Annotated in this window: 22 protein-coding genes and 2 tRNA genes; 7 read left to right on the top strand and 17 right to left on the bottom strand. The window is 65.9% G+C overall.

Going from position 1 to position 23,309, the window contains the following annotated elements:
* The first annotated feature begins 44 nt into the window (after positions 1–44).
* The gene (locus tag ACZ5MJ_RS11830; protein ID WP_464219507.1) at positions 45–4,901 is read left to right on the top strand and encodes an NAD-glutamate dehydrogenase; all 4,857 of its coding nucleotides are present in this window, start codon (positions 45–47) and stop codon (positions 4,899–4,901) included.
* Between the two features lie 24 nt (positions 4,902–4,925).
* Here ACZ5MJ_RS11830 and ACZ5MJ_RS11835 read toward each other — a convergent pair whose 3' ends face one another.
* The gene (locus tag ACZ5MJ_RS11835; RefSeq protein ID WP_464219508.1) at positions 4,926–5,267 is read right to left on the bottom strand and encodes a hypothetical protein; all 342 of its coding nucleotides are present in this window, start codon (positions 5,265–5,267) and stop codon (positions 4,926–4,928) included.
* A 500-nt stretch (positions 5,268–5,767) separates the two neighbouring features.
* Positions 5,768–6,154, bottom strand: a complete 387-nt coding sequence (locus ACZ5MJ_RS11840) for a hypothetical protein (protein ID WP_464219509.1) — start codon at positions 6,152–6,154, stop codon at positions 5,768–5,770.
* A gap of 207 nt (positions 6,155–6,361) precedes the next feature.
* On the opposite strand from ACZ5MJ_RS11840, the gene ACZ5MJ_RS11845 reads away from it, so the two are divergent.
* The 4 genes from ACZ5MJ_RS11845 to ACZ5MJ_RS11860 all read left to right on the top strand — a co-directional run bounded on the left by ACZ5MJ_RS11845 (position 6,362) and on the right by ACZ5MJ_RS11860 (position 8,013).
* Positions 6,362–6,622, top strand: coding sequence for a hypothetical protein (locus ACZ5MJ_RS11845; RefSeq protein ID WP_464219510.1), 261 nt, complete (start codon positions 6,362–6,364; stop codon positions 6,620–6,622).
* A 41-nt stretch (positions 6,623–6,663) separates the two neighbouring features.
* Positions 6,664–7,170 (top strand): cupin domain-containing protein, encoded by a 507-nt coding sequence (locus ACZ5MJ_RS11850; protein WP_464219511.1) that lies wholly within the window; start codon positions 6,664–6,666, stop codon positions 7,168–7,170.
* Positions 7,171–7,261: 91 nt separating this feature from the next.
* On the top strand, positions 7,262–7,636 hold the full coding sequence (locus ACZ5MJ_RS11855) for a type II toxin-antitoxin system RelE family toxin (RefSeq protein WP_464219513.1): 375 nt from the start codon (positions 7,262–7,264) through the stop codon (positions 7,634–7,636).
* Positions 7,633–8,013: a helix-turn-helix domain-containing protein gene (locus ACZ5MJ_RS11860; RefSeq protein WP_464219514.1), complete on the top strand. Its 381-nt coding sequence runs from the start codon at positions 7,633–7,635 to the stop codon at positions 8,011–8,013. The genes ACZ5MJ_RS11855 and ACZ5MJ_RS11860 overlap by 4 nt, the downstream gene beginning before the upstream one ends.
* 139 nt (positions 8,014–8,152) lie before the next feature.
* Here ACZ5MJ_RS11860 and ACZ5MJ_RS11865 read toward each other — a convergent pair.
* The 13 genes from ACZ5MJ_RS11865 to ACZ5MJ_RS11925 all read right to left on the bottom strand — a co-directional run bounded on the left by ACZ5MJ_RS11865 (position 8,153) and on the right by ACZ5MJ_RS11925 (position 20,328).
* A tRNA-Pro gene (locus ACZ5MJ_RS11865) sits at positions 8,153–8,229 on the bottom strand.
* A 55-nt stretch (positions 8,230–8,284) separates the two neighbouring features.
* Positions 8,285–8,710: a MerR family transcriptional regulator gene (locus ACZ5MJ_RS11870; RefSeq protein ID WP_464219516.1), complete on the bottom strand. Its 426-nt coding sequence runs from the start codon at positions 8,708–8,710 to the stop codon at positions 8,285–8,287.
* A 116-nt stretch (positions 8,711–8,826) separates the two neighbouring features.
* Entirely contained in the window at positions 8,827–9,237 is a 411-nt protein-coding gene (locus ACZ5MJ_RS11875) for an integration host factor subunit alpha (RefSeq protein WP_432259846.1), read from the bottom strand.
* Between the two features lie 101 nt (positions 9,238–9,338).
* Positions 9,339–11,786: a phenylalanine--tRNA ligase subunit beta gene (pheT, locus tag ACZ5MJ_RS11880; protein ID WP_464219518.1), complete on the bottom strand. Its 2,448-nt coding sequence runs from the start codon at positions 11,784–11,786 to the stop codon at positions 9,339–9,341.
* Positions 11,787–11,844: 58 nt separating this feature from the next.
* Positions 11,845–12,876: a phenylalanine--tRNA ligase subunit alpha gene (gene pheS, locus ACZ5MJ_RS11885; protein WP_432259844.1), complete on the bottom strand. Its 1,032-nt coding sequence runs from the start codon at positions 12,874–12,876 to the stop codon at positions 11,845–11,847.
* A 238-nt stretch (positions 12,877–13,114) separates the two neighbouring features.
* The gene (gene rplT / locus ACZ5MJ_RS11890; RefSeq protein ID WP_008650487.1) at positions 13,115–13,471 is read right to left on the bottom strand and encodes a 50S ribosomal protein L20; all 357 of its coding nucleotides are present in this window, start codon (positions 13,469–13,471) and stop codon (positions 13,115–13,117) included.
* Positions 13,472–13,499: 28 nt separating this feature from the next.
* Positions 13,500–13,697 carry a 50S ribosomal protein L35 gene (rpmI, locus tag ACZ5MJ_RS11895; protein WP_006575466.1) on the bottom strand — a complete coding sequence of 66 codons (198 nt, stop codon included), beginning with the start codon at positions 13,695–13,697 and terminating at the stop codon, positions 13,500–13,502.
* A 168-nt stretch (positions 13,698–13,865) separates the two neighbouring features.
* Complete coding sequence (gene infC / locus ACZ5MJ_RS11900) at positions 13,866–14,387, bottom strand: translation initiation factor IF-3 (protein WP_464223709.1); 522 nt, start codon at positions 14,385–14,387, stop codon at positions 13,866–13,868.
* Positions 14,388–14,435: 48 nt separating this feature from the next.
* On the bottom strand, positions 14,436–16,343 hold the full coding sequence (thrS, locus tag ACZ5MJ_RS11905) for a threonine--tRNA ligase (protein WP_464219523.1): 1,908 nt from the start codon (positions 16,341–16,343) through the stop codon (positions 14,436–14,438).
* A gap of 357 nt (positions 16,344–16,700) precedes the next feature.
* Positions 16,701–16,777, bottom strand: a tRNA-Val gene (locus tag ACZ5MJ_RS11910).
* Positions 16,778–16,798: 21 nt separating this feature from the next.
* Positions 16,799–19,024, bottom strand: coding sequence for a RelA/SpoT family protein (locus tag ACZ5MJ_RS11915; RefSeq protein WP_464219525.1), 2,226 nt, complete (start codon positions 19,022–19,024; stop codon positions 16,799–16,801).
* A 15-nt stretch (positions 19,025–19,039) separates the two neighbouring features.
* Positions 19,040–19,402: a RidA family protein gene (locus ACZ5MJ_RS11920; protein WP_464219527.1), complete on the bottom strand. Its 363-nt coding sequence runs from the start codon at positions 19,400–19,402 to the stop codon at positions 19,040–19,042.
* 44 nt (positions 19,403–19,446) lie between these two features.
* Complete coding sequence (locus ACZ5MJ_RS11925) at positions 19,447–20,328, bottom strand: alpha/beta fold hydrolase (protein ID WP_464219528.1); 882 nt, start codon at positions 20,326–20,328, stop codon at positions 19,447–19,449.
* A gap of 190 nt (positions 20,329–20,518) precedes the next feature.
* Here ACZ5MJ_RS11925 and ACZ5MJ_RS11930 point away from each other — a divergent pair, with 190 nt between their 5' ends.
* Positions 20,519–21,295: a 3-hydroxybutyrate dehydrogenase gene (locus ACZ5MJ_RS11930; protein WP_464219530.1), complete on the top strand. Its 777-nt coding sequence runs from the start codon at positions 20,519–20,521 to the stop codon at positions 21,293–21,295.
* Positions 21,296–21,305: 10 nt separating this feature from the next.
* Positions 21,306–21,788, top strand: coding sequence for a DUF411 domain-containing protein (locus ACZ5MJ_RS11935; protein ID WP_464219531.1), 483 nt, complete (start codon positions 21,306–21,308; stop codon positions 21,786–21,788).
* Between the two features lie 75 nt (positions 21,789–21,863).
* Here the strand turns inward: ACZ5MJ_RS11935 and ACZ5MJ_RS11940 are convergent, their stop codons facing one another.
* Together ACZ5MJ_RS11940 and ACZ5MJ_RS11945 are read right to left on the bottom strand one after the other, a co-directional pair.
* The gene (locus ACZ5MJ_RS11940; protein ID WP_432259837.1) at positions 21,864–22,502 is read right to left on the bottom strand and encodes a CoA transferase subunit B; all 639 of its coding nucleotides are present in this window, start codon (positions 22,500–22,502) and stop codon (positions 21,864–21,866) included.
* Between the two features lie 10 nt (positions 22,503–22,512).
* A complete protein-coding gene (locus ACZ5MJ_RS11945) occupies positions 22,513–23,214 on the bottom strand; it encodes a CoA transferase subunit A (RefSeq protein ID WP_464219533.1) in 702 nt (233 codons plus the stop codon).
* Positions 23,215–23,309: the final 95 nt, after the last annotated feature.

The raw sequence follows: 23,309 nt of genomic DNA on the forward strand, positions 1-23,309 counted from the left end.
CCGGCACATGCCGGGGCGGCCCATCGACACCTCCAGGAGGAAATATGCCGCAGGAGAACGAAGACAAAGTCGCGCACCTGCTGGACGAGCTGGCCAGCTTCGCGCGCGAGCGGCTGCCGGCGGCGATATTCAGCGTGGTCGAGCCCTTCCTGCTGCACTACTACGACCAGGGCGACGCCGAAGACCTGCTGCAGCGCGAAGTCGCCGACCTCTACGGCGCCGTGATGGCGCACTGGCAGACGGCACAGAAATTCACCCCCGGCAGCGCACGCATCCGCGTCTACAACCCCAACCTGGAAGAGCACGGCTGGCACTCCGATCACACCGTGGTCGAAATCGTCAACGACGACATGCCCTTCCTGGTCGATTCGGTGACGATGGAGATCAACCGCCAGGGACTGGCCCTGCACTCGGCCATCCATCCCGTGTTCCGGGTCTGGCAAGGCCCGGGCGGCGGCATCGAGCGGATTGCCCCGGGCGGGGCCGGCAAGGCTGGCGACACTTCGCGCCTGGAATCGTTTATCCATTTCGAGGTCGACCGCAGCGGCGAAGCCGCGCGGCTGGAGGCATTGCGCAGCGGCATCGCGCAGGTGCTGGGCGATGTGCGCGCGGCGGTGGAAGACTGGCCGCAGATGTGCGACATCACCCGGACCACCATCAGTGCCATGGCGCAGGCGCCGGACGCCGCCTCGCCGGACAGCGTCGAGGCGCGCGCCTTCCTGGAATGGATGATGGACGACCACTTCACCTTCCTCGGACAGCGCGACTATCAGCTGGTGTCGCAGGACGGGCGCTATTTCCTGCGCGGCGTGCCGGACTCCGGCGCGGGCATCCTGCGCGAAAGCCTGCGCGAGCGCGATGCCGAAGACCTCACGCCGCTGCCCGCCGCGGCCACCGCCATCATCGAAGGCAGCTCGCCGATCTTCGTGACCAAGGCCAATTCGCGCGCCACGGTGCACCGGCCGGGCTATCTCGACTACGTCGGCGTCAAGCTGCTCGATGAAAACGGCCAGCTGTTCGGCGAGCGGCGCTTCGTCGGCCTGTACACCTCGACGGCCTACACGGCGCCGATCGCGGAGATCCCGCTGGTGCGGCGCAAATGCGCCAATATCCTGGCGCGCGCCGGTTTCCTCGCCAAGGGCCACCTGTACAAGTCGCTGGTGACCATCCTTGAGCAATACCCGCGCGACGAACTGTTCCAGGCCACCGAGGATGAACTGTTCGACATCACCACCGGCATCCTGCGGCTACAGGAACACCAGCGCACGCGGCTCTTCGTGCGGCGCGACCGCTTCGACCGCTTTGTCTCATGCCTGGTGTTCGTGCCGCGGGACAAGTACAACACCGACCTGCGCCAGAAGATCCAGAAGCTGCTGACCGCGGCCTTCCACGGCACCAGTTGCGAGTTCACGCCGCTGCTGTCCGAATCGCCGCTGGCGCGCATCCAGCTGACCGTGCGCGGCGATCCCGGCAGCATGCCGCACGTCGACACGCACGAACTGGAAACGCGCATCGTCCACGCCAGCCGCCGCTGGCAGGACGACCTCGCCGAGGCACTGCACGAAAGCCACGGCGAAGAGCAAGGCAACCGGCTGCTGCGGCGCTATGGCGGCTCGTTCCCCGCGGGCTACCGTGAAGACTACCCGGCCCGCACCGCGGTACGCGATATCGAGCTGATGGAGAAGGCGCTGCGCGGCAATGGCATGGCGATGAACCTGTACCGCCCGATCGAGGCCGCGCCGGGGGCATTCCGCTTCAAGGTGTACCGCGCCGGCGAGCCGATCGCGCTGTCGCTGAGCCTGCCGATGCTGGAACACCTGGGCGTGCGCGTGGATGAGGAACGCCCCTACCTGATCGAGCCCGACAGCGGCGTGCCGGTCTGGGTGCACGACTTCGGGCTGGAGATCGCCGACGGCGGCGGCGCGGCGGAGTTCGACATCGCGCGCGTCAAGGCGCTGTTCGAGGATGCGTTCGCGCGCGCCTGGCACGGCGAGATCGAGAACGACGACCTGAACCGGCTGGTGCTGCGCGCCGAGCTGGCCGCGCGCGACGTCACCATCCTGCGCGCCTACGCCCGCTACCTGCGCCAGGTGGGGTCAACCTTCAGCGACGCCTATATCGAACGCGCGCTGACCGGCAACGCCGCCATCGCCGCAATGCTGGTCGCGCTGTTCGTGGCGCGCTTCGACACCTTCAGCCAGGTGGCCGGCGACACCGCCCGCCAGGCGCGCTGCGACAAGCTGCTGGCCGACATCGGCGCGGCGCTGGACAAGGTGCCCAACCTGGACGAAGACCGCATCCTGCGGCTGTTCCTGGGCGTGATCAGCGCCACCGTGCGCACCAACTATTTCCACCGCGGAGAGGAAGGCCAGCCGCGCCCGTACCTGTCGTTCAAGTTCAATCCCGCGCTGGTGCCCGGCCTGCCCGAGCCGCGCCCGATGTTCGAGATCTGGGTCTACTCGCCGCGCGTGGAAGGCGTGCACCTGCGCGGCGGGCGCGTGGCGCGCGGCGGGCTGCGCTGGTCGGACCGGCGCGAGGACTTCCGCACCGAAGTGCTGGGCCTGATGAAGGCGCAGATGGTCAAGAACACGGTGATCGTGCCGGTGGGCTCCAAGGGCGGCTTCGTGGTCAAGCGCCCGCCCCCGCCCAGCGACCGCGATGCCTTCCTGCAGGAGGGCATCACCTGCTACCAGACCTTCCTGCGCGGGCTGCTGGACCTGACCGACAACCTCGTCGGCGGCCAGCTGGTGCCGCCGCCCGAGGTGGTGCGCCACGACGACAACGACCCCTACCTGGTGGTTGCCGCCGACAAGGGCACCGCCACGTTCTCGGACTTCGCCAATGCGATCTCGGCCGAGTATGGCTTCTGGCTGGGCGATGCCTTCGCCTCGGGTGGCTCGGTCGGCTATGACCACAAGAAGATGGGCATCACCGCGCGCGGCGCGTGGGAATCGGTCAAGCGGCATTTCCGCGAGATGGGTGTCGATATCCAGACCACCGACTTTACCGTGGCCGGCATCGGCGACATGTCGGGCGACGTGTTCGGCAACGGCATGCTGCTGTCGCCGCATATCCGGCTGGTGGCAGCCTTCGACCACCGGCATATCTTTCTCGATCCCGATCCGGATCTGGCGGGCAGCCTGCAGGAACGCGTGCGGCTGTTCGGCCTGCCGCGCTCGAGCTGGGCCGACTACGACGCCACGCTGATTTCCGCCGGCGGCGGCATCTATCCGCGCACCGCCAAGACCATCCCGCTGTCGCCGCAGGTGCAGGCGGTGCTGGGCATCACGGCGGCGGCGCTGTCGCCGGCCGAACTGATCCACGCGATCCTGATGGCGCCGGTGGACCTGCTCTACAACGGCGGCATCGGCACCTACGTCAAGTCCAGCCATGAGACGCACCTGCAGGCGGGCGACCGCACCAACGACGCGGTGCGCGTCAACGGCAACGACCTGCGCTGCAAGGTGGTCGGCGAAGGCGGCAACCTGGGCTTCACCCAGCTGGGCCGCATCGAGTTCGCGCGCAAGGGCGGGCGCATCAACACCGATGCCATCGACAACTCGGCGGGCGTGGACTGCTCGGACCACGAGGTCAATATCAAGATCCTGCTCGGGCTGGTGGTCGGCGACGGCGAGATGACCGAGAAGCAGCGCAACAAGCTGCTGGCCGAGATGACTGACGAGGTCGGCCTGCTGGTGCTGCAGGACAACTACTACCAGACCCAGGCGCTGTCCGTGGCCGGGCGCAGCAGCGCCGCACTGCTCGACGGCGAAGGGCGGCTGGTGCGCTGGCTGGAACGCGCCGGGCGACTCAACCGCGCGCTGGAGTTCCTGCCATCGGACGAGGAAATCGCCGAGCGCAAGCTTGCCAGCGAAGGGCTTACCTCGCCCGAGCGCGCCGTGCTGCTGGCCTACAGCAAGATGTGGCTGTACGACGAGCTGCTCGGCTCCGACGTGCCCGAAGACGCGCTGGTCTCCGGCCTGCTTTCCGACTACTTCCCGGTGCCGCTGCGCCAGCGCTACGGCGAGGCCATGCAGCGCCATCCGCTGCGCCGCGAGATCCTGTCGACGCACCTGACCAATATGCTGGTCAACCGCATCGGCGCCACCTTCGTGCACCGGATCATGGAAGAGACTGACGCGCGTCCGGCCGATATCGTGCGCGCCTGCCTGATCGCGCGCGATGTGTTCGGCCTGACCGCGCTGTGGCAGGAAATCGATGCGCTCGACAACCGCGTGGCCGACGCCGAGCAAGCGCGCATGTTCGGCGCCGTGGCGCTGCTGCTGGAACGCGCATGCCTGTGGTTCATCCGCTATCTGCGCACCGGCAGCAAGACCACGGAAGACCTGACGCGCTTTGCGCAGGCGGCGCAGTGGCTGGTGCCGCAACTACCGCAGCTGCTGCCGCAGGCCGATGCCGCGGCGTTGACCGAGCGCACTAGGGCGCTGACGGACGCAGGCGTCGACGAGGCGCTGGCCGTGCGCGTGGCCGGCAGCGAAATCTCCGCCGCCGCGCTCGACATCGCCGAAGTCGCGACGGCATGCGAACGCAGCCTGAATCTGGTGGCAGGGGTCTATTTCGCGCTGGACAGCCACCTGAGCTTCAGCTGGCTGCGCGAGCGCGCGCTGGCGCTGCCATCGGACACGCACTGGGACCTGCTGGCCCGCACGACCACGCTGGAAGACCTCGGGCGGCTCAAGCGCGCGCTGACGGTCAGCGTGCAGTCGCACGCGGACGGGCTCGATACGCCTGAAGCCATGATCGACGCCTGGCGGGCCAGCCGCCACGGCGCGCTCGAACGCTTCACGCGCATGCTGGCGGACCAGCGCGCCTCGGGGGCCGCGGGGTTGTCGATGCTGTCGGTGGCGGTACGCGAGATCGGCATGCTGGAGCGCGGCTGACGCCGCGCCTGCCAGCGGGGACGCTTACTCGTCGGCGTCCGTGTCGATGTCCGCATCGGCATCGGCGCCGTGCGGACGCAGTTCCAGGCCGAGCAGGAGCAGCAGCTCGAATGCATCGGACAGCAGGTGCTTCTGCCTGGGCAGCAGGCTGGCGTACGGCATGTCATAGATCGACTGGTGCGCGGCGCGCTCGCCCTTCAGGCCGCGGTCGCGCGCGATATCCGAAAGCAGCGCGGCAAACCCGGAAAGGTCCTGCGCCGCCAGCGCCGAATTCAACACCTTCGCGATTACATCCGGCGAAGCGTTCGCCCAGCCCATGCATTCAGCATTGGAAGCGGAGTTTTGAGGGAGATCGGCAAAGTCCATGTTGTGTTTAACGGTATTGCCCAAACTAGCTTAAGCCGTCAACGATGTGAATTTGACCCCACACAGGTAGGGTGACATGGCCTGCCGCCGGATGGCACTAGCGCGGTGCCGGCTTTGAGCGGGCCTTTGGGGCCGCCTTTGAAGTCGCCTTTGAAGTCGCCTTTGCGGGCGCCTTTGCGGGCGCCTTTTCCGCAGCCTTTGCGGGCACCTGGCGGTAGACCGTGCTGCCATCGCGCGCCGTGCGCGCCTCGACGTGGTTGCGTGCGCCGCATTGCGGACAACGGAACACCGGCCCCTGCCCTTCATTGCGGATCTGGACCTCGTCCAGCTCCCAGCGTGCGCCGCAAGGCTGGTTCCCACAAACAAACATGAATACTCCTGGAAAGTGACGCCAATTGTGTGTCCGGGGCGCGATCCGGGGCGGACACGGCCCGCCAGGCAGGCAGTCCGCGCTTGCTCCGCCGCGATTATCGGGCCAGTCGTCCGGTGGCGGGCGATTTTCAACCGTTGCGCTGCACCCATTGCCGCGCCCACGCAATCGCCGCGGATCGCGATTCCTCGGCCGTCACATGCGTGGTCGGCGGCCCACCGCCCTCCAGCACCACGGCGCCCGACTCCCAGATATCGCACAGGGACCTGAACCGCCCCATGCCCAGCGCATGGCAGAAGACATGGATGACGAAGCCGCGGTACTCCACCACATCGGTGGCATCGACGGTCAGCGCCTGGTCCGCGGTGGCATCGGACGGCACCATCGGCGCATCGCGCTGGCGTAGCACCCGCTCCTGCGCGGCGGCACGCACCAGCATCGCGCAGGCACCGCCCACCGCCGCGCCAAGCGCCATGCCCAGGCCGAACCAGCAAGCCTTGCTTCCGCACCTCGCCATGGCATCCCCCGTAGCGACCCGGCCGGTCCTGGCACGACGGTGTGGTGCGACCGGCCTTGGTTTCAGGTTATACCAATCCGCGGCGACACCGCTTGCAAGCGGCCGGCGGCTCGTGTGCGCCGACGCCCGAAAAATGAGAATCGAGGGGGATGACCGAACGGCAGGCCGTGGCTATACTGTACATTCATACAGTATCAGGACACTGCCATGCCCTTGTACCAGTCCGATTCCATCCTGCTCGAGGCCTACTACTTCGGCGACGACACCGAAACCCTGCGCCTGCCCTGCGGCAGTGTCAGCGTGAACGCAGGCGCCATCGTCGTCGACGGCATCGAGCCACGCCAGCTGCAATCCCTGCGCTGGACACCCGACTTCCTCTCCTTCGACGCACAGGGCACCCGCCACCGCTATCCAGTGAGCCGCCCGGCGCTGGTCGGCCCGGGGCAGGCTCGCTTCACGCTGCTTTAAGCCAAGCCTTCCGCGCCCAATGCGCCACGCGCCCTGCCCCCATGCCAGATCTCAGCCCGACCGCTCGCCAACTGATCCGCTCGCTCGACCTGCAGCCGCATCCGGAAGGCGGCTATTACCGAGAAACCTATCGCAGCGAAGAACGGGTCGCGTGCCAGGACGGACGCACCCGCGAAGCCTGCACCGCAATCCACTACATGCTGTGCGGCAACGATTTTTCCGCATGGCACCGCATCCGGTCCGACGAACTGTGGCACTACCACGCCGGCTCGCCGGTGGACGTGCACCGGATCGTGGACGGCACCATCGTCACGCAGCGGCTGGGCGACCCGCTGCGGCATCCCGGCTCGGCCTTCCAGGCGATGGTGCCCGGCGGTCAGTGGTTCGCCGCCGAACGCGTGGATCTGGACGACGGCGTGGACTTTGCCCTGGTCGGCTGCACCGTGGCGCCGGCCTTCCAGTTCAGCGAGTTCGAGCTGGCCGACGCAGCGGCGCTTGCCGGGCTGGCAAGCGGATATGACGCACTGTTGCGCAGGCTGTCGCGATAGCCCTCGCATAAAAAAAACAGCCCGCCGCGGCGGGGTGCTGGCGGGCCGATGAGTACAGCGGGGCCAGTCTACGCCGGGGGGCAAAGGCGCCATGGCGAGAGAACCCGGGTATCCGGTGGCCTTTTTCTGGCTTCCGGTCCTGGCCGCGCGGGAATCCGACCCGAGAAATCCCTTTGCCAATAAAGTTAGCAATTTGCTAATATTCCACGTGCACGGCATCGAATTCAGCAGGCAAGCCGCACAAGCCCTCAAGGCAATGCCCCGGAACGTCGCGACAATCATCCGCGCCAAGCTCGACGCGCTTGCGGTCGATCCTTACGCGCCAAACCCGAATGCCCGAAAGTTGGCCGGCCGTGATGGCTATCGTCTGCGCGTGGGCGACTGGCGCGTGCTGTACCAGATCGAGAATGGCCGGCTGGTGATTATGGTGCTGGCCATCAAACCGCGTGGAGGCGCCTACCAATGACAGAGATCCAGTTCATCGAACGCGATGGGCAGCGTGAATTCGCGGTGGTGCCCATTGAAATCTGGGATCGTGTGAAGCACCTCTTCGAAGATCTTGAAGACATCGCGCTCTTCGATGCTGCCAAGGCAAGGGATGACGGTCTGCGCATCCCGGCGGCAGTCGTCGACGCCGAACTGGCCGGGGACCACCCTATCAAGGCCTGGCGCGAATACCGTCGCATGACACAGGATGCCGTGGCCACTGCGGCCGGCGTAAGCACGCCTTACCTGAGCCAGCTCGAGAATCGCAAGCGCGACGGCACCATCGAGGTGTTGCAGAAAATTGCTGCCGCGCTCGACGTGCCGATGGATGTGCTGGTGGAACCCAACGGCGGGTAAGGCACTCCGGACCCCACGGCGCCGCTGCGAGCATCGCAACGGGCATTGGGCACGCCCGCATCCCGTTGCGGCACGTTGGCAAACGCGCCGCAAACAAAATAAAAAACCCGCCTGGCTATTCACCAAGCGGGTTTCTGTCTGGTCGGGGCGAGAGGATTTGAACCTCCGACCACCTGCACCCCATGCAGGTACGCTACCAGGCTGCGCTACGCCCCGAAGCAAAAGATTATAACAGAAGCATTTCGCGTATGACTAGCGGGTGACGTCGAAATTATCCGTGCTTCGCGATCTCGCGCAATTGCGCAAGCAGGTGCTGGATTTCGACCAGTTCACTGCGCAAGCCGGCGATGTCGACCGACAGTGCCGTTGCGCTTTCGTCGCTGGCTTCCACGGCTTCCTGCGCTGCCGTTGCCGCACTGTGGTGACGGCCTTCATCGAGGCGATTGCGCGCACCGTTGATGGTGAAGCCCTGTTCGTACAGCAGTTCGCGGATGCGTCGGATCAGCAGGACTTCGTGGTGCTGGTAGTAGCGGCGGTTGCCGCGGCGCTTGACCGGCTTGAGCTGCGTGAACTCCTGCTCCCAATAGCGCAGGACATGCGGCTTGACGGCGCAAAGCTCGCTCACCTCACCAATGGTGAAGTAGCGCTTGGCCGGGATCGGCGGCAACGCGATGCGGTCGCTGGATTTGTCCGACATGTGGTGTGTAGACGAGCGTCAGGCCATGCCGGCCATGAGGTTGGCGCGCTGCAGGTGCGCGCCCAGAAGAATACCGATGCCGGCCGCGGGAAGCAATCCGCCGTTCGGGGGACGCGTCAGCCGGCGATGTCGGCGCGTTCTTCCACCAGGCCCTTGAGCTTCTGGCTGGCGTGGAACGTCACCACGCGGCGCGCGGTAATCGGGATGACTTCGCCGGTCTTGGGATTGCGGCCGGGCCGCTGCGGCTTGTCGCGCAACTGGAAGTTGCCGAAGCCGGACAGCTTGACGCTGTCGCCCTGCTCCAGCGCTTCGCGGATGACGTCGAAGAAGGCTTCGACCATGTCCTTCGATTCGCGCTTGTTCAGGCCCACCTGGTCGAACAGCATCTCGGCGAGCTCGGCCTTGGTCAGCGTGGGAACTTCGGTCGCGCGGGCGTCCGGCATTGCATCGTCAAGGGAGGAAGCCTGCCGGTCGCTCATCTCACCCAGTGCTGCAGCGGTCATGGAATTCGCGTCTCGATCATTCATGTCGATCGCTCAAGTGTCTGTCTGGCGATCCGCCCGGGGCTGGCCCGGGCGCCCTTGTTTATCGTGTGTCCGTCGCGTACTTGTCGCGTACTGGCGATGGCTTAGCCGCGCAGCCGGGCCTGGAAGGCCTCTGTCAGCGCGTCGACCATGCAGCGCACTGCGCTGTCGACGGTTTCGTCCTGGAGGGTCGACCCAGTATCTTGCAAGGTAACCCGGAACGCAAGGCTTTTCTCGTCCGCGCCAATGGCGGTGGAAGCGCCCTTGGGACGGAACTCGTCGAACAGCACGAGGCTCTGGCAGTAGCGGCCGTAGCCCTGCTTTTCCAGTGCCGCGCGCATGGCGTCGAGCAGGTCCTGCACGCGTACCGTCTGCTTCACGACCACGGCCAGGTCGCGCACGGCGGCCGGGAACTTGGAGATCTCGGTGTACACCGGCAGGCCGCTCTCGCGCAGCGCGTCGAGCTGCAGTTCGAACAGCACCGGTGCGTGCGCCAGCTCGTATTCCTGCAGCCAGCGCGGATGCAGTTCGCCGACCACGCCAACCGGCTTGCCATCGAGCAGCACGCGCGCGGCGCGGCCCGGATGCAGCGCGGGGTGCGACACCGGCTCGAAGCGCGGCACGCGCGGATGGAACAGGGCCTCGACATCGCCCTTGATGTCGAAGAAGTCGACGTTGCGCGCAGGGATGCCCCACTGCTCCTCGAAGGCCGGGCCGTAGGCGATGCCCGCGACCATCATCGGCTGGTCATAACCGGCCACCGTCAGGCCGCCGTCCTGCACGCTGCCATCGCGATGGAACACGCGGCCCACCTCGAACAGGCGCACGCGCGCGGCCTTGCGGTTCAGGTTGTAGCGCACCTTGTCGACCAGCCCGCCGATCAGCGTCGAGCGCATCACCGCCAGCTGGCTGGCGATCGGGTTCAGCAGGCGGATCGGGTTGTCGTTGGCGGCGAAGTCGCGCTCCCACTTCTCTTCGACGAAGGCGAAGTTGATCACCTCCTGGTAGTCGCGCGCGGCCACGGCATGACGCACCACGTGGGTGGAGCGGCGGGCCTCGTCGGTCGGGCGCATCTCGCTTTCGGCGATCGGCGGACGCGCCGGGATGCGCTCGAAACCATAGATGCGGGCCACTTCCTCGATCAGGTCTTCCTCGATCTCGATATCGAAGCGGTAGCTCGGCGGCGTGACTTCAAACACCTCGCCGTCGGCGCCCTGCGTGCGCGTGAACGGCAGCCGCAGGCGCTGGAACACATCGGCAATGGCCGCCGGCGACAGCTCGATGCCGAGCACGCGCTCGGCGCGCGCCACGCGCAGGCTGACCGGCTTGCGCTGCGGCAGGTTGACCACGTGGTCGTCCACCGGGCCGGCCTGGCCGCCGCAGATCTCGAGGATCAGCGCGGTGATGCGTTCGATGTGCTCGACGGTGGTGGCGTAGTCCACGCCGCGCTCGAAGCGGTGTCCGGCGTCGGTCGAGAAGTTGTAGCGGCGGCCACGGCCCTGGATCGCGGCGGGCCACCAGAATGCGGCCTCGAGATAGATGTCCGTGGTGTCCAGCGTCACGGCGGTGCTGTCGCCACCCATGATGCCGGCCAGGCTCTCGATTTCCTTGTCATCGGCGATCACGCCGACCTGCTCGTCGACCTCGATGGTATTGCCGTTGAGCAGCTTGATCTGTTCGCCCTTGCGGCCCCAGCGCACGTCCAGGCCGCCGTGGATCTTGCTCAGGTCAAACACGTGCGACGGACGGCCCAGCTCCAGCATCACGTAGTTGGAGATATCGACCAGCGCGGAAACGCTGCGCTGACCCGAGCGCTCCAGGCGCTGTACCATCCAGTGCGGCGTGGCCGCGCGCGCGTTGACGCCGCGGATCACGCGGCCGGAAAAGCGGCCGCACAGGTCCGGGGCCGATACCTTGACCGGCAGCTTGTCCTGGATCGTCACCGCCACCGGCTTCATCTCGGGCAAGGTCAGCGGGGCGCCGGTCAGGGCCGACACTTCACGTGCCACGCCATGGATCGACAGGCAGTCGGCCTTGTTCGGCGTCAGCTTGATGACGAAGACCTGGTCGTCCAGGTCGAGGTACTGGCGGATGTCCTGGCCGACCGGCGCGTCTTCCGGCAGCACCATCAGGCCGCCGTGGTCTTCCGACAGCTTCAGTTCGCGCGCCGAGCACAGCATGCCGTAGCTGTCCACGCCGCGCAGCTTGCCAACCTTGATCTCGAACGGGTTGCCGCCGCCCTCTGCCGGCGGCAGCACGGCGCCCACCAGTGCGCACGGCACCAGGATGCCCGGCTTGACATTGGGCGCGCCGCAGACGATCTGCAGGGTCTCGCCGGTGCCCGCATCGACCTGGCACACATTGAGACGGTCGGCGTTGGGATGGCGCTCGGTCGACAGCACGCGCGCGACCACGATCTTGTCGAACGGCGGCGCGACCGGGCCCACCTCTTCCACTTCCAGCCCGGCCATGGTCAGGGTGTGCGACAGCGCGTCGGTGGAGATCTTTTCAGGGTTGGCGAAGGTGCGAAGCCAGGATTCCGAGAATTGCATGGCGCTTCTGATCCGGTAAGTATTCTGTGTAGTCGATGTCGAGTGAGGCGGCGGCGCGTCAGGCAAACTGGCGCAGGAAGCGCACGTCGCCCTCGAAGAACAGGCGCAGGTCGTTGATGCCATAGCGCAGCATAGTCAGGCGCTCCAGGCCGGAGCCGAACGCAAAACCGATATAGCGCTCGGGATCGAGGCCCATATTGCGCAGCACGTTCGGATGCACCTGGCCCGAACCGGAGATTTCCAGCCATTTCCCATTGCCGAAGGCCATGTCGATCTCCGCCGACGGCTCGGTGAACGGGAAGTACGACGGGCGGAAGCGCACCTGGATGTCGTCGCGCTCGAAGAACTTGCGCAGGAAGTCGGTGTACACGCCCTTGAGGTCGGCAAAGCTGACGTCCTCGCCGATCCACAGGCCTTCGACCTGGTTAAACATCGGCGAGTGCGTGGCGTCGCTGTCGACGCGATAGGTGCGGCCCGGGCAGATCACCTTGATCGGCGGCATTGCCTTGCCAGCGTATTTCTCGACGTGCATCTTCGCATAGCGCACCTGCATCGGGCTGGTGTGCGTACGCAGGAGCAGCAGCTTGTCTTCGCTGTCGCGGCCGTCGACGTAAAAGGTGTCCTGCATCGAACGCGCCGGGTGGTTGTCCGGGTTGTTCAGCGCGGTGAAGTTCATCCAGTCGGTCTCGATCTCGGGGCCGTCGGCCACATCGAAGCCGATCGAGCCGAAGATCTGTTCCACGCGCTCCCACGTGCGCATCACCGGGTGCAGGCTGCCGCGGCTGACCGCGCGGCCAGGCAGCGTGACGTCGATAGCCTCGGCGGCCAGGCGCGCGTTCATCAGCGCGTCGGCCAGCCCCTGGCGGCGCGCCTGCAGCGCGGCTTCGACCTGCTGCTTGACTTGGTTGATGCGGGCGCCTTCGGTCTTGCGGGTGTCCGGGTCGAGCTTGCCGAGACCCTTGAGCAGCTCGGTCAGCGCGCCGGTCTTGCCCAGGAAGCGGGCCTTTTCGTTTTCCAGCGTGGCGTTGTCGTTGGCGGCGGCGAAGGCGGCCTGGGCATCGGCGACAATTTGATCCAGATCCTGAGACATGGCGGCGGTCGTGGAATTTTTGGCGTCGGGCCGGTACGCGCCGGTCCGACGTGGGTTGGCACTACGTGCGGTGTTCGTTTCGAATACGGTCTCGGCAGCGGGATAGCGGCAACCGAAACGGCATTCGAAATAAAAACGGGGCTCGGTGAGGAGCCCCGTTTCAGCAGACCTTGCGGTCAGCGGTCGACCTTGCGGTCGGTGCTTGCCCGGCTACGCTTGCGCGCGGCCGCAGCCGGCATCAGGCAACGGTGGCTTTCACCTGGTTGACGATGGCGGCAAAGGCAGGCTTGTCGTGAATAGCCATGTCCGACAGCACCTTGCGGTCCAGTTCAATCGAGGCCTTCTTCAGACCGTTCATGAACACGCTGTAGGTCATGCCATGCTCACGCGTCGCGGCATTGATACGCGCAATCCACAGGGCGCGGAACACGCGCTTCTTGTTGCGGCGATCGCGGTATGCGTACTGGCCAGCACGCATGACCGCCTGCTTGGCGATACGGTAGACGTTATTGCGACGGCCGCGGTAACCCTTGGCAGCGTCGATGACTTTCTTGTGACGGGCCCGTGCAGTGACCCCACGCTTTACTCGAGGCATGTAATGCTCCTTTCGTTTTCGTTAGGGGTTATGCGTACGGCATCATCGCGCGCACCGACTTCAGGTTCGTCTCATGGACGTCCTGGGTACCGCGCAGTTGACGCTTGTTCTTGGTGGTCTTCTTGGTCAGGATGTGACGCTTGAAGGCCTGGCCACGCTTGAACGAACCGTTCGGACGGGCAGTAAAGCGCTTGGAGGCGCTTTTCTTCGTCTTCATCTTCGGCATGAAAAACTCCAGCTCATATGACATGCATGCAGGTGGACGGCTCACGCCGACGCTTGCAAGACCCGCATCCACTTGTTGTTGCGCGTGCATCCCCTGCGGGCGACGCGCGACTTCTGCACGAAGCAACGCCGGGATGCCTGGCATCCCGGCCGCCGCATCGCGCAAAAATTACTTCTTCTTCTTGGGGGCGAGCACCATCACCATCTGGCGCCCTTCCATCTTCGGCATCTGCTCGACCTGGCCGATTTCTTCCAGGTCCGCCTTCAGGCGTTCGAGCATGCGCGCGCCGATTTCCTGGTGCGCCATCTCGCGACCACGGAACCGCAGCGTGATCTTGGTCTTGTCGCCGTCTTCCAGGAAGCGCCTCAGGTTGCGCAGCTTGACGTTGTAGTCGCCATCATCCGTACCCGGCCGGAACTTGACTTCCTTGACCTGGATGATTTTCTGCTTCAGCTTCGCCTCGTGGGCGCGCTTGGCTTCCTCGTACTTGAACTTCCCGTAATCCATGATCCGGGCGACGGGCGGGACCGCGTTCGGCGCGATCTCCACCAGGTCCAAGTCCTTATCTTCAGCCAGCCGGAGCGCGTCCATGAACTTGACGATGCCGAGCTGTTCGTTATCAACCCCTACCAGGCGCAGCTCAGGCGCGCTGATTTCCCGGTTGATGCGATGACCTTTGTCCGTAGCGATGTTGCGTTACCTCAAGAAGACAAAAAAACAAGCCGTGCTCTCCACCCATCAGGCTTTGCTGGCGACGTCGTTTTGCAGACGCTCAACAAACGCGGAGACGGGCATCACACCCAGATCCACATTGCCCCGGGCACGCACGGCCACTTGATTGGCATCCCGCTCCTTGTCGCCCACTACCAGCAGGTAGGGAACCTTTTGAAGCGAATGCTCGCGGATTTTATACGTAATTTTCTCGTTACGCAAATCGGCCTTGGCCCTAAACCCTTGTTTTTGCAGCAATTGCACGACGCTTTCAGCGTACTCTGCCTGCGAATCCGCAATATTCATGACCACCACCTGCTCCGGCGCCAGCCAGGCCGGCAGCGCGCCGGCGTGGTTTTCCAGCAGGATGCCCAGGAAGCGCTCGAACGAACCCAGGATGGCGCGGTGAAGCATCACCGGACGCTTGCGCGAGTTGTCCTCGGAGACGTATTCGGCATCCAGGCGCTCCGGCAGCACCAGGTCCAGCTGCAGCGTGCCGCACTGCCACGAGCGGCCGATCGCGTCCTTGATGTGGTACTCGACCTTGGGGCCGTAGAAAGCACCCTCGCCCGGCAGCTCTTCCCAGTCCACGCCGCAGGCGCGCAGCGCCAGGCGCAGGCCCTCTTCGGCATGGTCCCAGATCTCATCCGAGCCGGCGCGCTGGTCCGGTCGCAGCGACAGCTTGACCTTCACATCCTTGAAGCCGAAGTCTTCATAGACCGAGAAGGCCAGTTCGTTGAAGGCCTTGGCCTCGGCCACGATCTGCTCTTCCGTGCAGAAGATGTGGGCATCATCCTGCACAAAGCCGCGCACGCGCATCAGCCCGTGCAGCGCGCCGGACGGCTCGTTGCGGTGGCAGGCGCCGAACTCGGCCAGGCGCAGCGGCAGGTCGCGGTACGAGCGCAGGCCGTGGTTGAAGATCTGCACGTGGCCCGGGCAGTTCATCGGCTTGATCGCGTAGTCGCGCTTCTCCGACTCCGTGACGAACATGTTCTCTTTGTAGTTCTGCCAGTGGCCTGATTTTTCCCAAAGCGAACGGTCCATCACCTGCGGCGTACGGACTTCATCGTAGCCCGCATCCGTCAGGCGGCCGCGCATGTACTGCTCCACGGCCTGCCACACCTGCCAGCCCTTCGGGTGCCAGAACACCATGCCGGGCGCCTCTTCCTGCAGGTGGAACAGGTCAAGCGTCTTGCCCAGCTTGCGGTGGTCGCGCTTCTCGGCCTCTTCCAGCATGTGCAGGTAGGCCTCCTGGTCTTCCTTCTTCGCCCAGGCCGTGCCGTAGATGCGCTGGAGCATCTCGTTGTTGGCGTCGCCGCGCCAGTAGGCGCCGGCCACCTTCATCAGCTTGAAGACCTTCAGCTTGCCCGTGGACGGCACGTGCGGGCCGCGGCACAAGTCGACGAAGCTACCTTCGCGGTACAGGCCGATTTCCTGGTCAGCCGGGATCGAGCCGATGATCTCGGCCTTGTACTTCTCGCCCATCGACTCGAACAGCGCTACCGCCTCGTCGCGGTTCCACACTTCGCGCGTGACCTTCTCGTCCTTGCGGGCGAGTTCCGACATCTTCTTCTCGATGGCGGCCAGATCTTCGGGCGTGAAGGGACGCTTGTAGGCGAAGTCGTAGTAGAAGCCGTTTTCGATCACCGGCCCGATCGTCACCTGCGCCTCGGGATACAGTTCCTTGACGGCATAGGCCAGCAAGTGGGCCGTGGAGTGGCGGATCACATCGACGCCGTCGGCATCCTTGTCCGTGACGATGGCCAGCTCGGCATCGCGGTCGATCCTGTAGCTCGTGTCGACCATCTGGCCATCCACCTTGCCAGCCAGCGCGGCCTTGGCCAGGCCGGAACCGATGCTCTGCGCCACTTCGGCAACCGTTACCGGGCCGGGAAACTCGCGGCGGGACCCATCCGGCAGCGTGATTGCGATCATTTCGACTCTCCAGGTTCCGCCGGCTGCGCCTTGCGCATCGCCTGAGCGGATCAAACTGCATCTTGTGGCACCGGCCCGCATGCCTGCGGGGCTGGCGATTCATTCCTTGCTGCCCTGCTCTGCAGCGCGCGAAGGCGGCAGCTTATCAGGGTGCTGGCAGGCGACAGACGAAAAAAAACGCGGCCAAGGCCGCGTTTCTCTTTGTCAAACCCGATCCAACCGGGTCGAAGGCGCACCTCGACTACTGTCGCTTGCCAGCGGTAGTAGTTCGCGGTGTCATAACCATGATGCCCTTCCGTTCCGTATGGGGTTGAATCGGACTTGCCGCACTTCTTTTACTGCTTTACTGCAATTCGTTGGTAGGCTCGATTGGACTCGAACCAACGACCCCCACCATGTCAAGGTGGTGCTCTAACCAGCTGAGCTACGAGCCTAGCGAAGCCGCAAGTATAGCATCACTTTCTTTTTGCCTGCAACACCCCCTGGACCTCTTCGATCAGCAGCAGCGCGCGCTGCAGTTGCGTCGCCTCGGACACCTCGGCGGTGAACTGCATGCGCGCCACGCCCTTGCTGGAGAGTGTCTTGACGCCGGTGACGTTGATCTTCTCGCGCGACAGCACTTCGGAGATATCGCGCAGCAACCCCTGCCGGTCGATCGCTTCGACATGGATGTCGACCGGATAGACCGCGGCGTGGCTCTTCTGCCCCCACTCGGTCTGGATCACCCGCTCCGGCGCGCGCGCCGCCAGCTGCTGGAAGGTGTGGCAGCTGCGCCGATGGATCGACACGCCGCGCCCGCGCGTGACAAAGCCGACGATATCGTCCGGCGGCGCCGGCTTGCAGCAACGCGACATCTGCGTCATCAGCGAATCCACCCCCACCACCAGCACGCCGCTCTTGGCGCCGCGCGCCACGCTGGTGGCGCGGCTCTTCTTGGTGACGGCGTCTTCCTCGCTCAGCGGCGCCTGGACCTCGCCCTCCGGGTGGCGCAGCGCGTGCTCCACATGGCGCAGGCTGAACTCGTCCTTCGCCACCGCCGCGAACAGTTCTTCCGGCGCCTTGAAGCCCAGCCGCGTGGCCAGGTCTTCCAGCTTGACCGCGGTCTTGCCTTCGCGCTGCAGCGTCTTGTCGATCAGCACCCGGCCCTGCGCGATGGTTTCCTGCGAATCAAGCGCGTTGAACCACGCGCGTACCTTGGCGCGCGCGCGGCTGCTGGCCAGGTAGCCCAGGTCCGCATTGAGCCAGTCGCGCGACGGGCCACCCTGCTTGACCGCGATGATCTCCACGGTCTGGCCGTTCTTGAGCGGCGTGTTCAGCGGCACCATGGTGCCGTCGACGCGCGCCCCACGGCAGCGGTGGCCGAGGTCGCTGTGCAGGTAGTAGGCAAAGTCGACCGCGGTCGCGCCCTGCGGCAGCGCCACCACGCGCGCCTGCGGCGTCAGCACGTAGATGTGGTCGTCGATCGCGGCGTGCTTGATCTGCTCCCACGACTCGTCGTGCGCCACGCTGTGGTCGGCGTCGTCCTTCCACGCCAGCAGCTGGCGCAGCCACGCTATCTTCTCGTCATAGCGCTCGCTGGCGGAGAACTGCCCGGCATAGCCGCGGCTGCCCGCCTCCTTGTAGCGCCAGTGCGCGGCCACGCCGTATTCGGCGAAGTGGTGCATCTCGTGGGTGCGGATCTGCACCTCGAACGCGCGCCCGTCATCGCCGATCACCACCGTGTGCAGCGACTTGTAGCCATTGGCCTTGGGCCGCGAGATATAGTCGTCGAACTCGCGCGGGATCGGCTGCCAGATATGGTGGACGATACCCAGCACCGTGTAGCAGTCCTTGATATCGTCGACGATCACGCGGAAGGCGCGCACATCGTACAGGTCGGCAAAATCCAGCTCCTTGCCGCGCATCTTCTTCCAGATGCTGTAGATGTGCTTGGGCCGGCCGCTGACCTCGGCACGGATGCCGGCGGTTGCCAGTTCGGACTGCAGCCGCGCGATGGCACTGGCGATATAGCCTTCGCGCTCGATGCGCTTTTCATCCAGCAGCCTGGCAATGCGCTTGTAGGTATCGGGCTGCTCGAAGCGGAACGCCAGGTCCTCCAGCTCCCACTTCATCTGCCAGATGCCCAGGCGGTTGGCCAGCGGCGCGTAGATGTCCAGTGTTTCGCGCGCCACGCCGGGCAGCGGCGCCTGCTTGGTCTCGGCCAGCCAGCGCAGCGTCTGCAGCCGCGAGGCCAGGCGCACCAGCACCACGCGGATGTCCTGGGCGAACGCCAGCAGCATCTTGCGCAAGGCCTCGACCTGCTCGTGGCGGGCCTGCGCCTCGTTCTTCGAGGTGGAGGGCTCGGCGTCGGGGCGGCTGCCGGCGATGGCGCCGATGCGCAGCAGTTGCCGCACGCCATCGACCAGCCGCGCCACCTCGTCGCCGAAGCGCGGCGCGATCTCGGCCTCGGTGCCGGGCACGAATGCCACCAGCCCGAACAGGCAGGCAGCAGCGCGCGCGGCATCGTCGACGCGCAGGCCATCAAGAATGCGCAGCATGCCCTGCGCGTGCGACAGCACGGTCTCGCCGGTGGGCAGCGCCACCTCGGCGCCGTGCTCGCGCACGTAGGCCAGCGCGCGCTCGACCAGTTCGGTGTCCGGAATCCCCGCGACCCGCCCGGTCAGGTCGGTCGACGTCACCATGTCACTACGCCTGCATCAGTTGAGCGCAGCGGTCACCACCACTTCGATCAGGTAATCGGGATTGGCCAGGCGGGCTTCGACGGTCGCGCGCGGGGGCGTGTTGCCTTGCGGCACCCAGGCGTCCCAGACCTCGTTCATCTCCCCGATCAGGTCGACGTTGGTGAGGAAGATCTGGCACGACAGGATGCGGGTCTTGTCGCTGCCGGCCTCGGCCAGCAGGCGGTCGATATGGCCAAGCACCTCGCGCGTCTGGCCACGGAGATCGGCCTTGGGATCGACCTCGGGCACCTGCCCGGCCAGGTAGACCACGCCGTTGTAGACCGCGTATTCGGACAACCGCTTGCCCACGTGGGCGCGCTTCAGTTCAGGGTTACTCATGACAATGCGTTGACGGATAAAAACAAGGCCGGCGTTAAACGCGATCAGGCCCCGGTAAAGAACTGCCGGGCAATCGCGATCTGCGCCGGATCGACAAAGGTCGGCGCGTGGCCCACGTCGGGCACTTCCACCGAGCTCACATGCTTGCCGCGCGCCACCATCTCCGCGACGGTATCGCGCAGCAGCAGGTCGGACTGCGCGCCGCGCACCACCAGCACCGGGGCCTCGATGGCCTCGAAGCTGCGCCAGAGCGCGGCCTCGCCCGCGGCAATGGCCTCGGGCGTGGACTTGCGGAACGGCACCGCCAGCTGCGGATCGTAATGCAAGCCCCATTCCAGGCCGTCGGTGCCCTGCACCGGCTTCAGGATGGCGGCGTTGAGTTCGCGCCACTGATCGGGCGTATGGCGCCCGAACGATGCGCTGATGGTCTGCAGGTAGGCCAGCCCTTCCTCGAAGGTCTTGAAGCGTACCGGCAGGCCCAGGTAGGCGCCGATGCGCTCCACCGCGGAAGGCGCCAGCCTCGGACCCACGTCGTTGAGCAGCAGCTTGCGCACCGGCGACTTCGGCAACCCGGCCAGGCCCATGCCGATCAGGCCACCCATCGAGGTGCCGAACCAGTCGACCTTCTCCACGTTGAGCCGCGCAATCAGCGTGACCATGTCCGCGACATACTGCGGCACCACGTAGCCGTTGGGGTCCGCCAGCCATTCGGAGCGGCCGCGCCCGACCACGTCGGGGCAGACCACGCGGTAGTCGCCGCACAGTGCGGCAGCCACGGTGTCGAAGTCGCGGCCGGTGCGGGTCAGGCCGTGCGCGCACACCAGCACGCGCGGATTGGCGGGGTCGCCCCACTCGTGGTACGCCATGCGGTGCAGGCCCGCCGGACTGATGCACTGGACAAAACCGAGACGCGGACTGGCAGACATCTGGACTCCCTGACGAACCCGACCGCACAGCGCCGAAAGACGCCGCCGCCGGAGGTTGAGCAAAGCTGGATTGTACGCCGCAGCGGGTACAATGCCACAGCACAGTGTCTGCGCCCCGCATGCGCGGCCGCGCACCGCCAACCCTGTGGCATTCCTTCTGTGGCATCTCTTTCTCTCGACGGAGGCATACATGCTCAACGGCAAGACCGCACTGGTGACTGGCTCGACCAGCGGCATCGGGCTCGGTATCGCGAAAGCGCTGGCGGCGCAGGGCGCCAACATCATCGTCAACGGCTTTGGTGACGTGGACGCCGCAAAGGCCGAGATCGCGCAGGCCGGCCAGGGTATCCGCGTCGGCTACCACGGCGCCGACATGAGCAAGGCGGCCGAGATCGAAGACATGATGCGTTACGCGCAGTCCGACTTCGGCGGCACCGACATCCTGGTCAACAACGCCGGCATCCAGTACGTGGCCAGCATCGAGGATTTCCCGCCCGAGCGCTGGGACGCGATCATCGCCATCAACCTGACCTCGGCCTTCCACACCACCCGCCTGGCGCTGCCCGGCATGAAGCAGAAGGACTGGGGCCGCATCATCAATGTGGCTTCCACCCACGGGCTGGTGGCGTCGGCGCAGAAGTCCGCCTACGTGGCGGCCAAGCACGGCATCGTCGGCTTTACCAAGGTGACCGCCCTGGAAACCGCGCAGACCGGCGTCACCGCCAACGCGATCTGCCCGGGCTGGGTGCTGACCCCGCTGGTGCAGAAGCAGGTCGAAGCCCGCGCGCAGAAGGAAGGCATCTCCGTCGAGCAGGCCAAGCACGAACTGGTGATCGAGAAGCAGCCGTCGGGCCAGTTCGTGACGCCCGATGAGCTGGGCGCGCTGGCCGTGTTCCTGTCATCCGAAGCGGCCCGCCAGGTCCGCGGCGCGATCTGGAACATGGACGGCGGCTGGGTGGCGCAGTAAGGAGCGGGCGATGCAACGACGCAGTTTCCTGCGCGCGCTGGCGCTGGGCGCGGTCCCGGCCGGGGCGCTGGCACCGGTGGCGGGCGCGCTCGCGCAAGCCGCCAGGCCGCTTGCCATCGACATCTACAAGAGCCCGCTGTGCGGCTGCTGCGAGGACTGGGTCAATCACCTGCGCAGCAACGGCTTCACCGTGACGGTACATGACGTCGAGGACACCGGCGTGTACCGCCAGCGCTTTGGCATGCCGGAGCGCTTCGGCTCATGCCATACCGGGTATATCGGCGGCTACGCCATCGAGGGCCATGTACCGGCGGCGGATATCCGCAAGCTGCTCGCCGCGAAACCCAAGGCGGTCGGCCTGGCCGTGCCAGGCATGCCGGTCGGCTCGCCCGGCATGGAACAGGGCCCGCGCAAGGACCCGTTCGACGTGCTGCTGGTCAAGGCCGACGGCACCGCCAAGGTGTTTGCCAGCTACAACAAGCAGGCCGGCTGACTACCGTACCCATGGAAAAGGCCCCGCCGGTTCGCACCGGCGGGGCCTTTTTCCTTTCCGCAGGCCGCTGGCCGCTTACAGCAGCGGCGCGCCGGTCTTGGCCTGGATTTCCTCGCGGCTGACGCCCGGCGCCGTTTCCACCAGCTTCAGCCCTGCGTCGGTCACGTCGATCACGCCTAGGTCGGTGATGATGCGGTTGACCACGCCCAGGCCGGTCAGCGGCAGGTTGCAGTCCTTCAGGATCTTGATGTCCTCGGTGCCGTCCTTCTTCTTGGCGGTGTGTTCCATCAGCACCACCACGCGGCCGACGCCGGCCACCAGGTCCATGGCGCCGCCCATGCCCTTGACCATCTTGCCCGGGATCATCCAGTTGGCCAGGTCGCCCTTCTCGCTGACCTGCATCGCACCCAGGATCGCCAGGTTGATGTGGCCGCCGCGGATCATCGCGAACGAGTCCGCCGACGAGAAGATCGACGAGCCCGGCAGCGTCGTCACGGTCTGCTTGCCGGCGTTGATCATGTCGGCGTCGACCTCGTCCTCGGTCGGGAACGGGCCGATGCCCAGCAGGCCGTTCTCGGACTGCAGCCACACTTCCATGCCTTCCGGCACCCAGTTGGCCACCAGCGTCGGCAAGCCGATGCCCAGGTTGACGTAGAAACCGTCCTGCAGCTCGGCCGCGGCGCGCGCGGCCATTTCGTCACGTGTCCATGCCATGATGGTCTCCTCAGCTGGCCGCGCGCACGGTGCGCTGCTCGATGCGTTTCTCGGGGGTGGTGTTCAGGACCAGGCGCTGCACGAAGATGCCGGCCAGGTGGATTTCATCCGGGTCCAGCTCGCCGGTCTCGACGATCTGCTCGACCTCGGCCACGGTGACCTTGCCCGCCATGGCGCACATCGGGTTGAAGTTGCGCGCGGTGCGGCGGAACACCAGGTTGCCGGCCTTGTCGGCCTTCCAGGCCTTGACCAGCGCCACGTCGGCGGTCAGCGAGCGCTCCATCACGTACTGCTCGCCGTCGAATTCGCGGACTTCCTTGCCTTCGGCGACGATGGTGCCGACACCGGTCTTGGTGAAGAAGGCCGGGATGCCCGAGCCGCCGGCGCGCAGCTTCTCGGCCAGCGTGCCTTGCGGCGTGAATTCCAGCTCCAGTTCGCCCGCCAGGTACTGGCGCTCGAACTCCTTGTTCTCGCCCACGTAGGACGAGATCATCTTCCGGATCTGGCGCGTGGCCAGCAGCAGGCCCAGGCCGAAGCCGTCGACGCCGGCATTGTTGGAGATGCAGGTGAGCTGCTTGGCGCCGCTGTCGCGCAGCGCGGCAATCAGCGCCTCGGGGATGCCGCACAGGCCGAAACCGCCTACAGCGATCGTCTGGCCGTCGCGGACGACGCCTGCAAGCGCTTCTGCGGCGCTGGCGTAGACCTTGTTCATGCTTCGCTCCTTCCTCGGTAGTCCCTGTCGATCCTCCCGCCACCGGGTTGTGCGGCGGGCGACGCAGGGAAATTGTAACGGTACAATCGGCGATG

The sequence above is a fragment of the Cupriavidus sp. LA-1 genome (assembly GCF_055385985.1).

Excerpts from the sequence above, each read along its gene's own strand:
- ACZ5MJ_RS11830 (WP_464219507.1), top strand. The coding sequence starts at position 45 with ATGCCGCAGGAGAACGAAGACAAAGTCGCGCACCTGCTGGACGAGCTG.
- ACZ5MJ_RS11835 (WP_464219508.1), bottom strand. The coding sequence starts at position 5,267 with ATGGACTTTGCCGATCTCCCTCAAAACTCCGCTTCCAATGCTGAATGC.
- ACZ5MJ_RS11840 (WP_464219509.1), bottom strand. The coding sequence starts at position 6,154 with ATGGCGAGGTGCGGAAGCAAGGCTTGCTGGTTCGGCCTGGGCATGGCG.
- ACZ5MJ_RS11845 (WP_464219510.1), top strand. The coding sequence starts at position 6,362 with ATGCCCTTGTACCAGTCCGATTCCATCCTGCTCGAGGCCTACTACTTC.
- ACZ5MJ_RS11850 (WP_464219511.1), top strand. The coding sequence starts at position 6,664 with ATGCCAGATCTCAGCCCGACCGCTCGCCAACTGATCCGCTCGCTCGAC.
- ACZ5MJ_RS11855 (WP_464219513.1), top strand. The coding sequence starts at position 7,262 with ATGGCGAGAGAACCCGGGTATCCGGTGGCCTTTTTCTGGCTTCCGGTC.
- ACZ5MJ_RS11860 (WP_464219514.1), top strand. The coding sequence starts at position 7,633 with ATGACAGAGATCCAGTTCATCGAACGCGATGGGCAGCGTGAATTCGCG.
- ACZ5MJ_RS11870 (WP_464219516.1), bottom strand. The coding sequence starts at position 8,710 with ATGTCGGACAAATCCAGCGACCGCATCGCGTTGCCGCCGATCCCGGCC.
- ACZ5MJ_RS11875 (WP_432259846.1), bottom strand. The coding sequence starts at position 9,237 with ATGAATGATCGAGACGCGAATTCCATGACCGCTGCAGCACTGGGTGAG.
- pheT (WP_464219518.1), bottom strand. The coding sequence starts at position 11,786 with ATGCAATTCTCGGAATCCTGGCTTCGCACCTTCGCCAACCCTGAAAAG.
- pheS (WP_432259844.1), bottom strand. The coding sequence starts at position 12,876 with ATGTCTCAGGATCTGGATCAAATTGTCGCCGATGCCCAGGCCGCCTTC.
- rplT (WP_008650487.1), bottom strand. The coding sequence starts at position 13,471 with ATGCCTCGAGTAAAGCGTGGGGTCACTGCACGGGCCCGTCACAAGAAA.
- rpmI (WP_006575466.1), bottom strand. The coding sequence starts at position 13,697 with ATGCCGAAGATGAAGACGAAGAAAAGCGCCTCCAAGCGCTTTACTGCC.
- thrS (WP_464219523.1), bottom strand. The coding sequence starts at position 16,343 with ATGATCGCAATCACGCTGCCGGATGGGTCCCGCCGCGAGTTTCCCGGC.
- ACZ5MJ_RS11915 (WP_464219525.1), bottom strand. The coding sequence starts at position 19,024 with ATGGTGACGTCGACCGACCTGACCGGGCGGGTCGCGGGGATTCCGGAC.
- ACZ5MJ_RS11920 (WP_464219527.1), bottom strand. The coding sequence starts at position 19,402 with ATGAGTAACCCTGAACTGAAGCGCGCCCACGTGGGCAAGCGGTTGTCC.
- ACZ5MJ_RS11925 (WP_464219528.1), bottom strand. The coding sequence starts at position 20,328 with ATGTCTGCCAGTCCGCGTCTCGGTTTTGTCCAGTGCATCAGTCCGGCG.
- ACZ5MJ_RS11930 (WP_464219530.1), top strand. The coding sequence starts at position 20,519 with ATGCTCAACGGCAAGACCGCACTGGTGACTGGCTCGACCAGCGGCATC.
- ACZ5MJ_RS11935 (WP_464219531.1), top strand. The coding sequence starts at position 21,306 with ATGCAACGACGCAGTTTCCTGCGCGCGCTGGCGCTGGGCGCGGTCCCG.
- ACZ5MJ_RS11940 (WP_432259837.1), bottom strand. The coding sequence starts at position 22,502 with ATGGCATGGACACGTGACGAAATGGCCGCGCGCGCCGCGGCCGAGCTG.
- ACZ5MJ_RS11945 (WP_464219533.1), bottom strand. The coding sequence starts at position 23,214 with ATGAACAAGGTCTACGCCAGCGCCGCAGAAGCGCTTGCAGGCGTCGTC.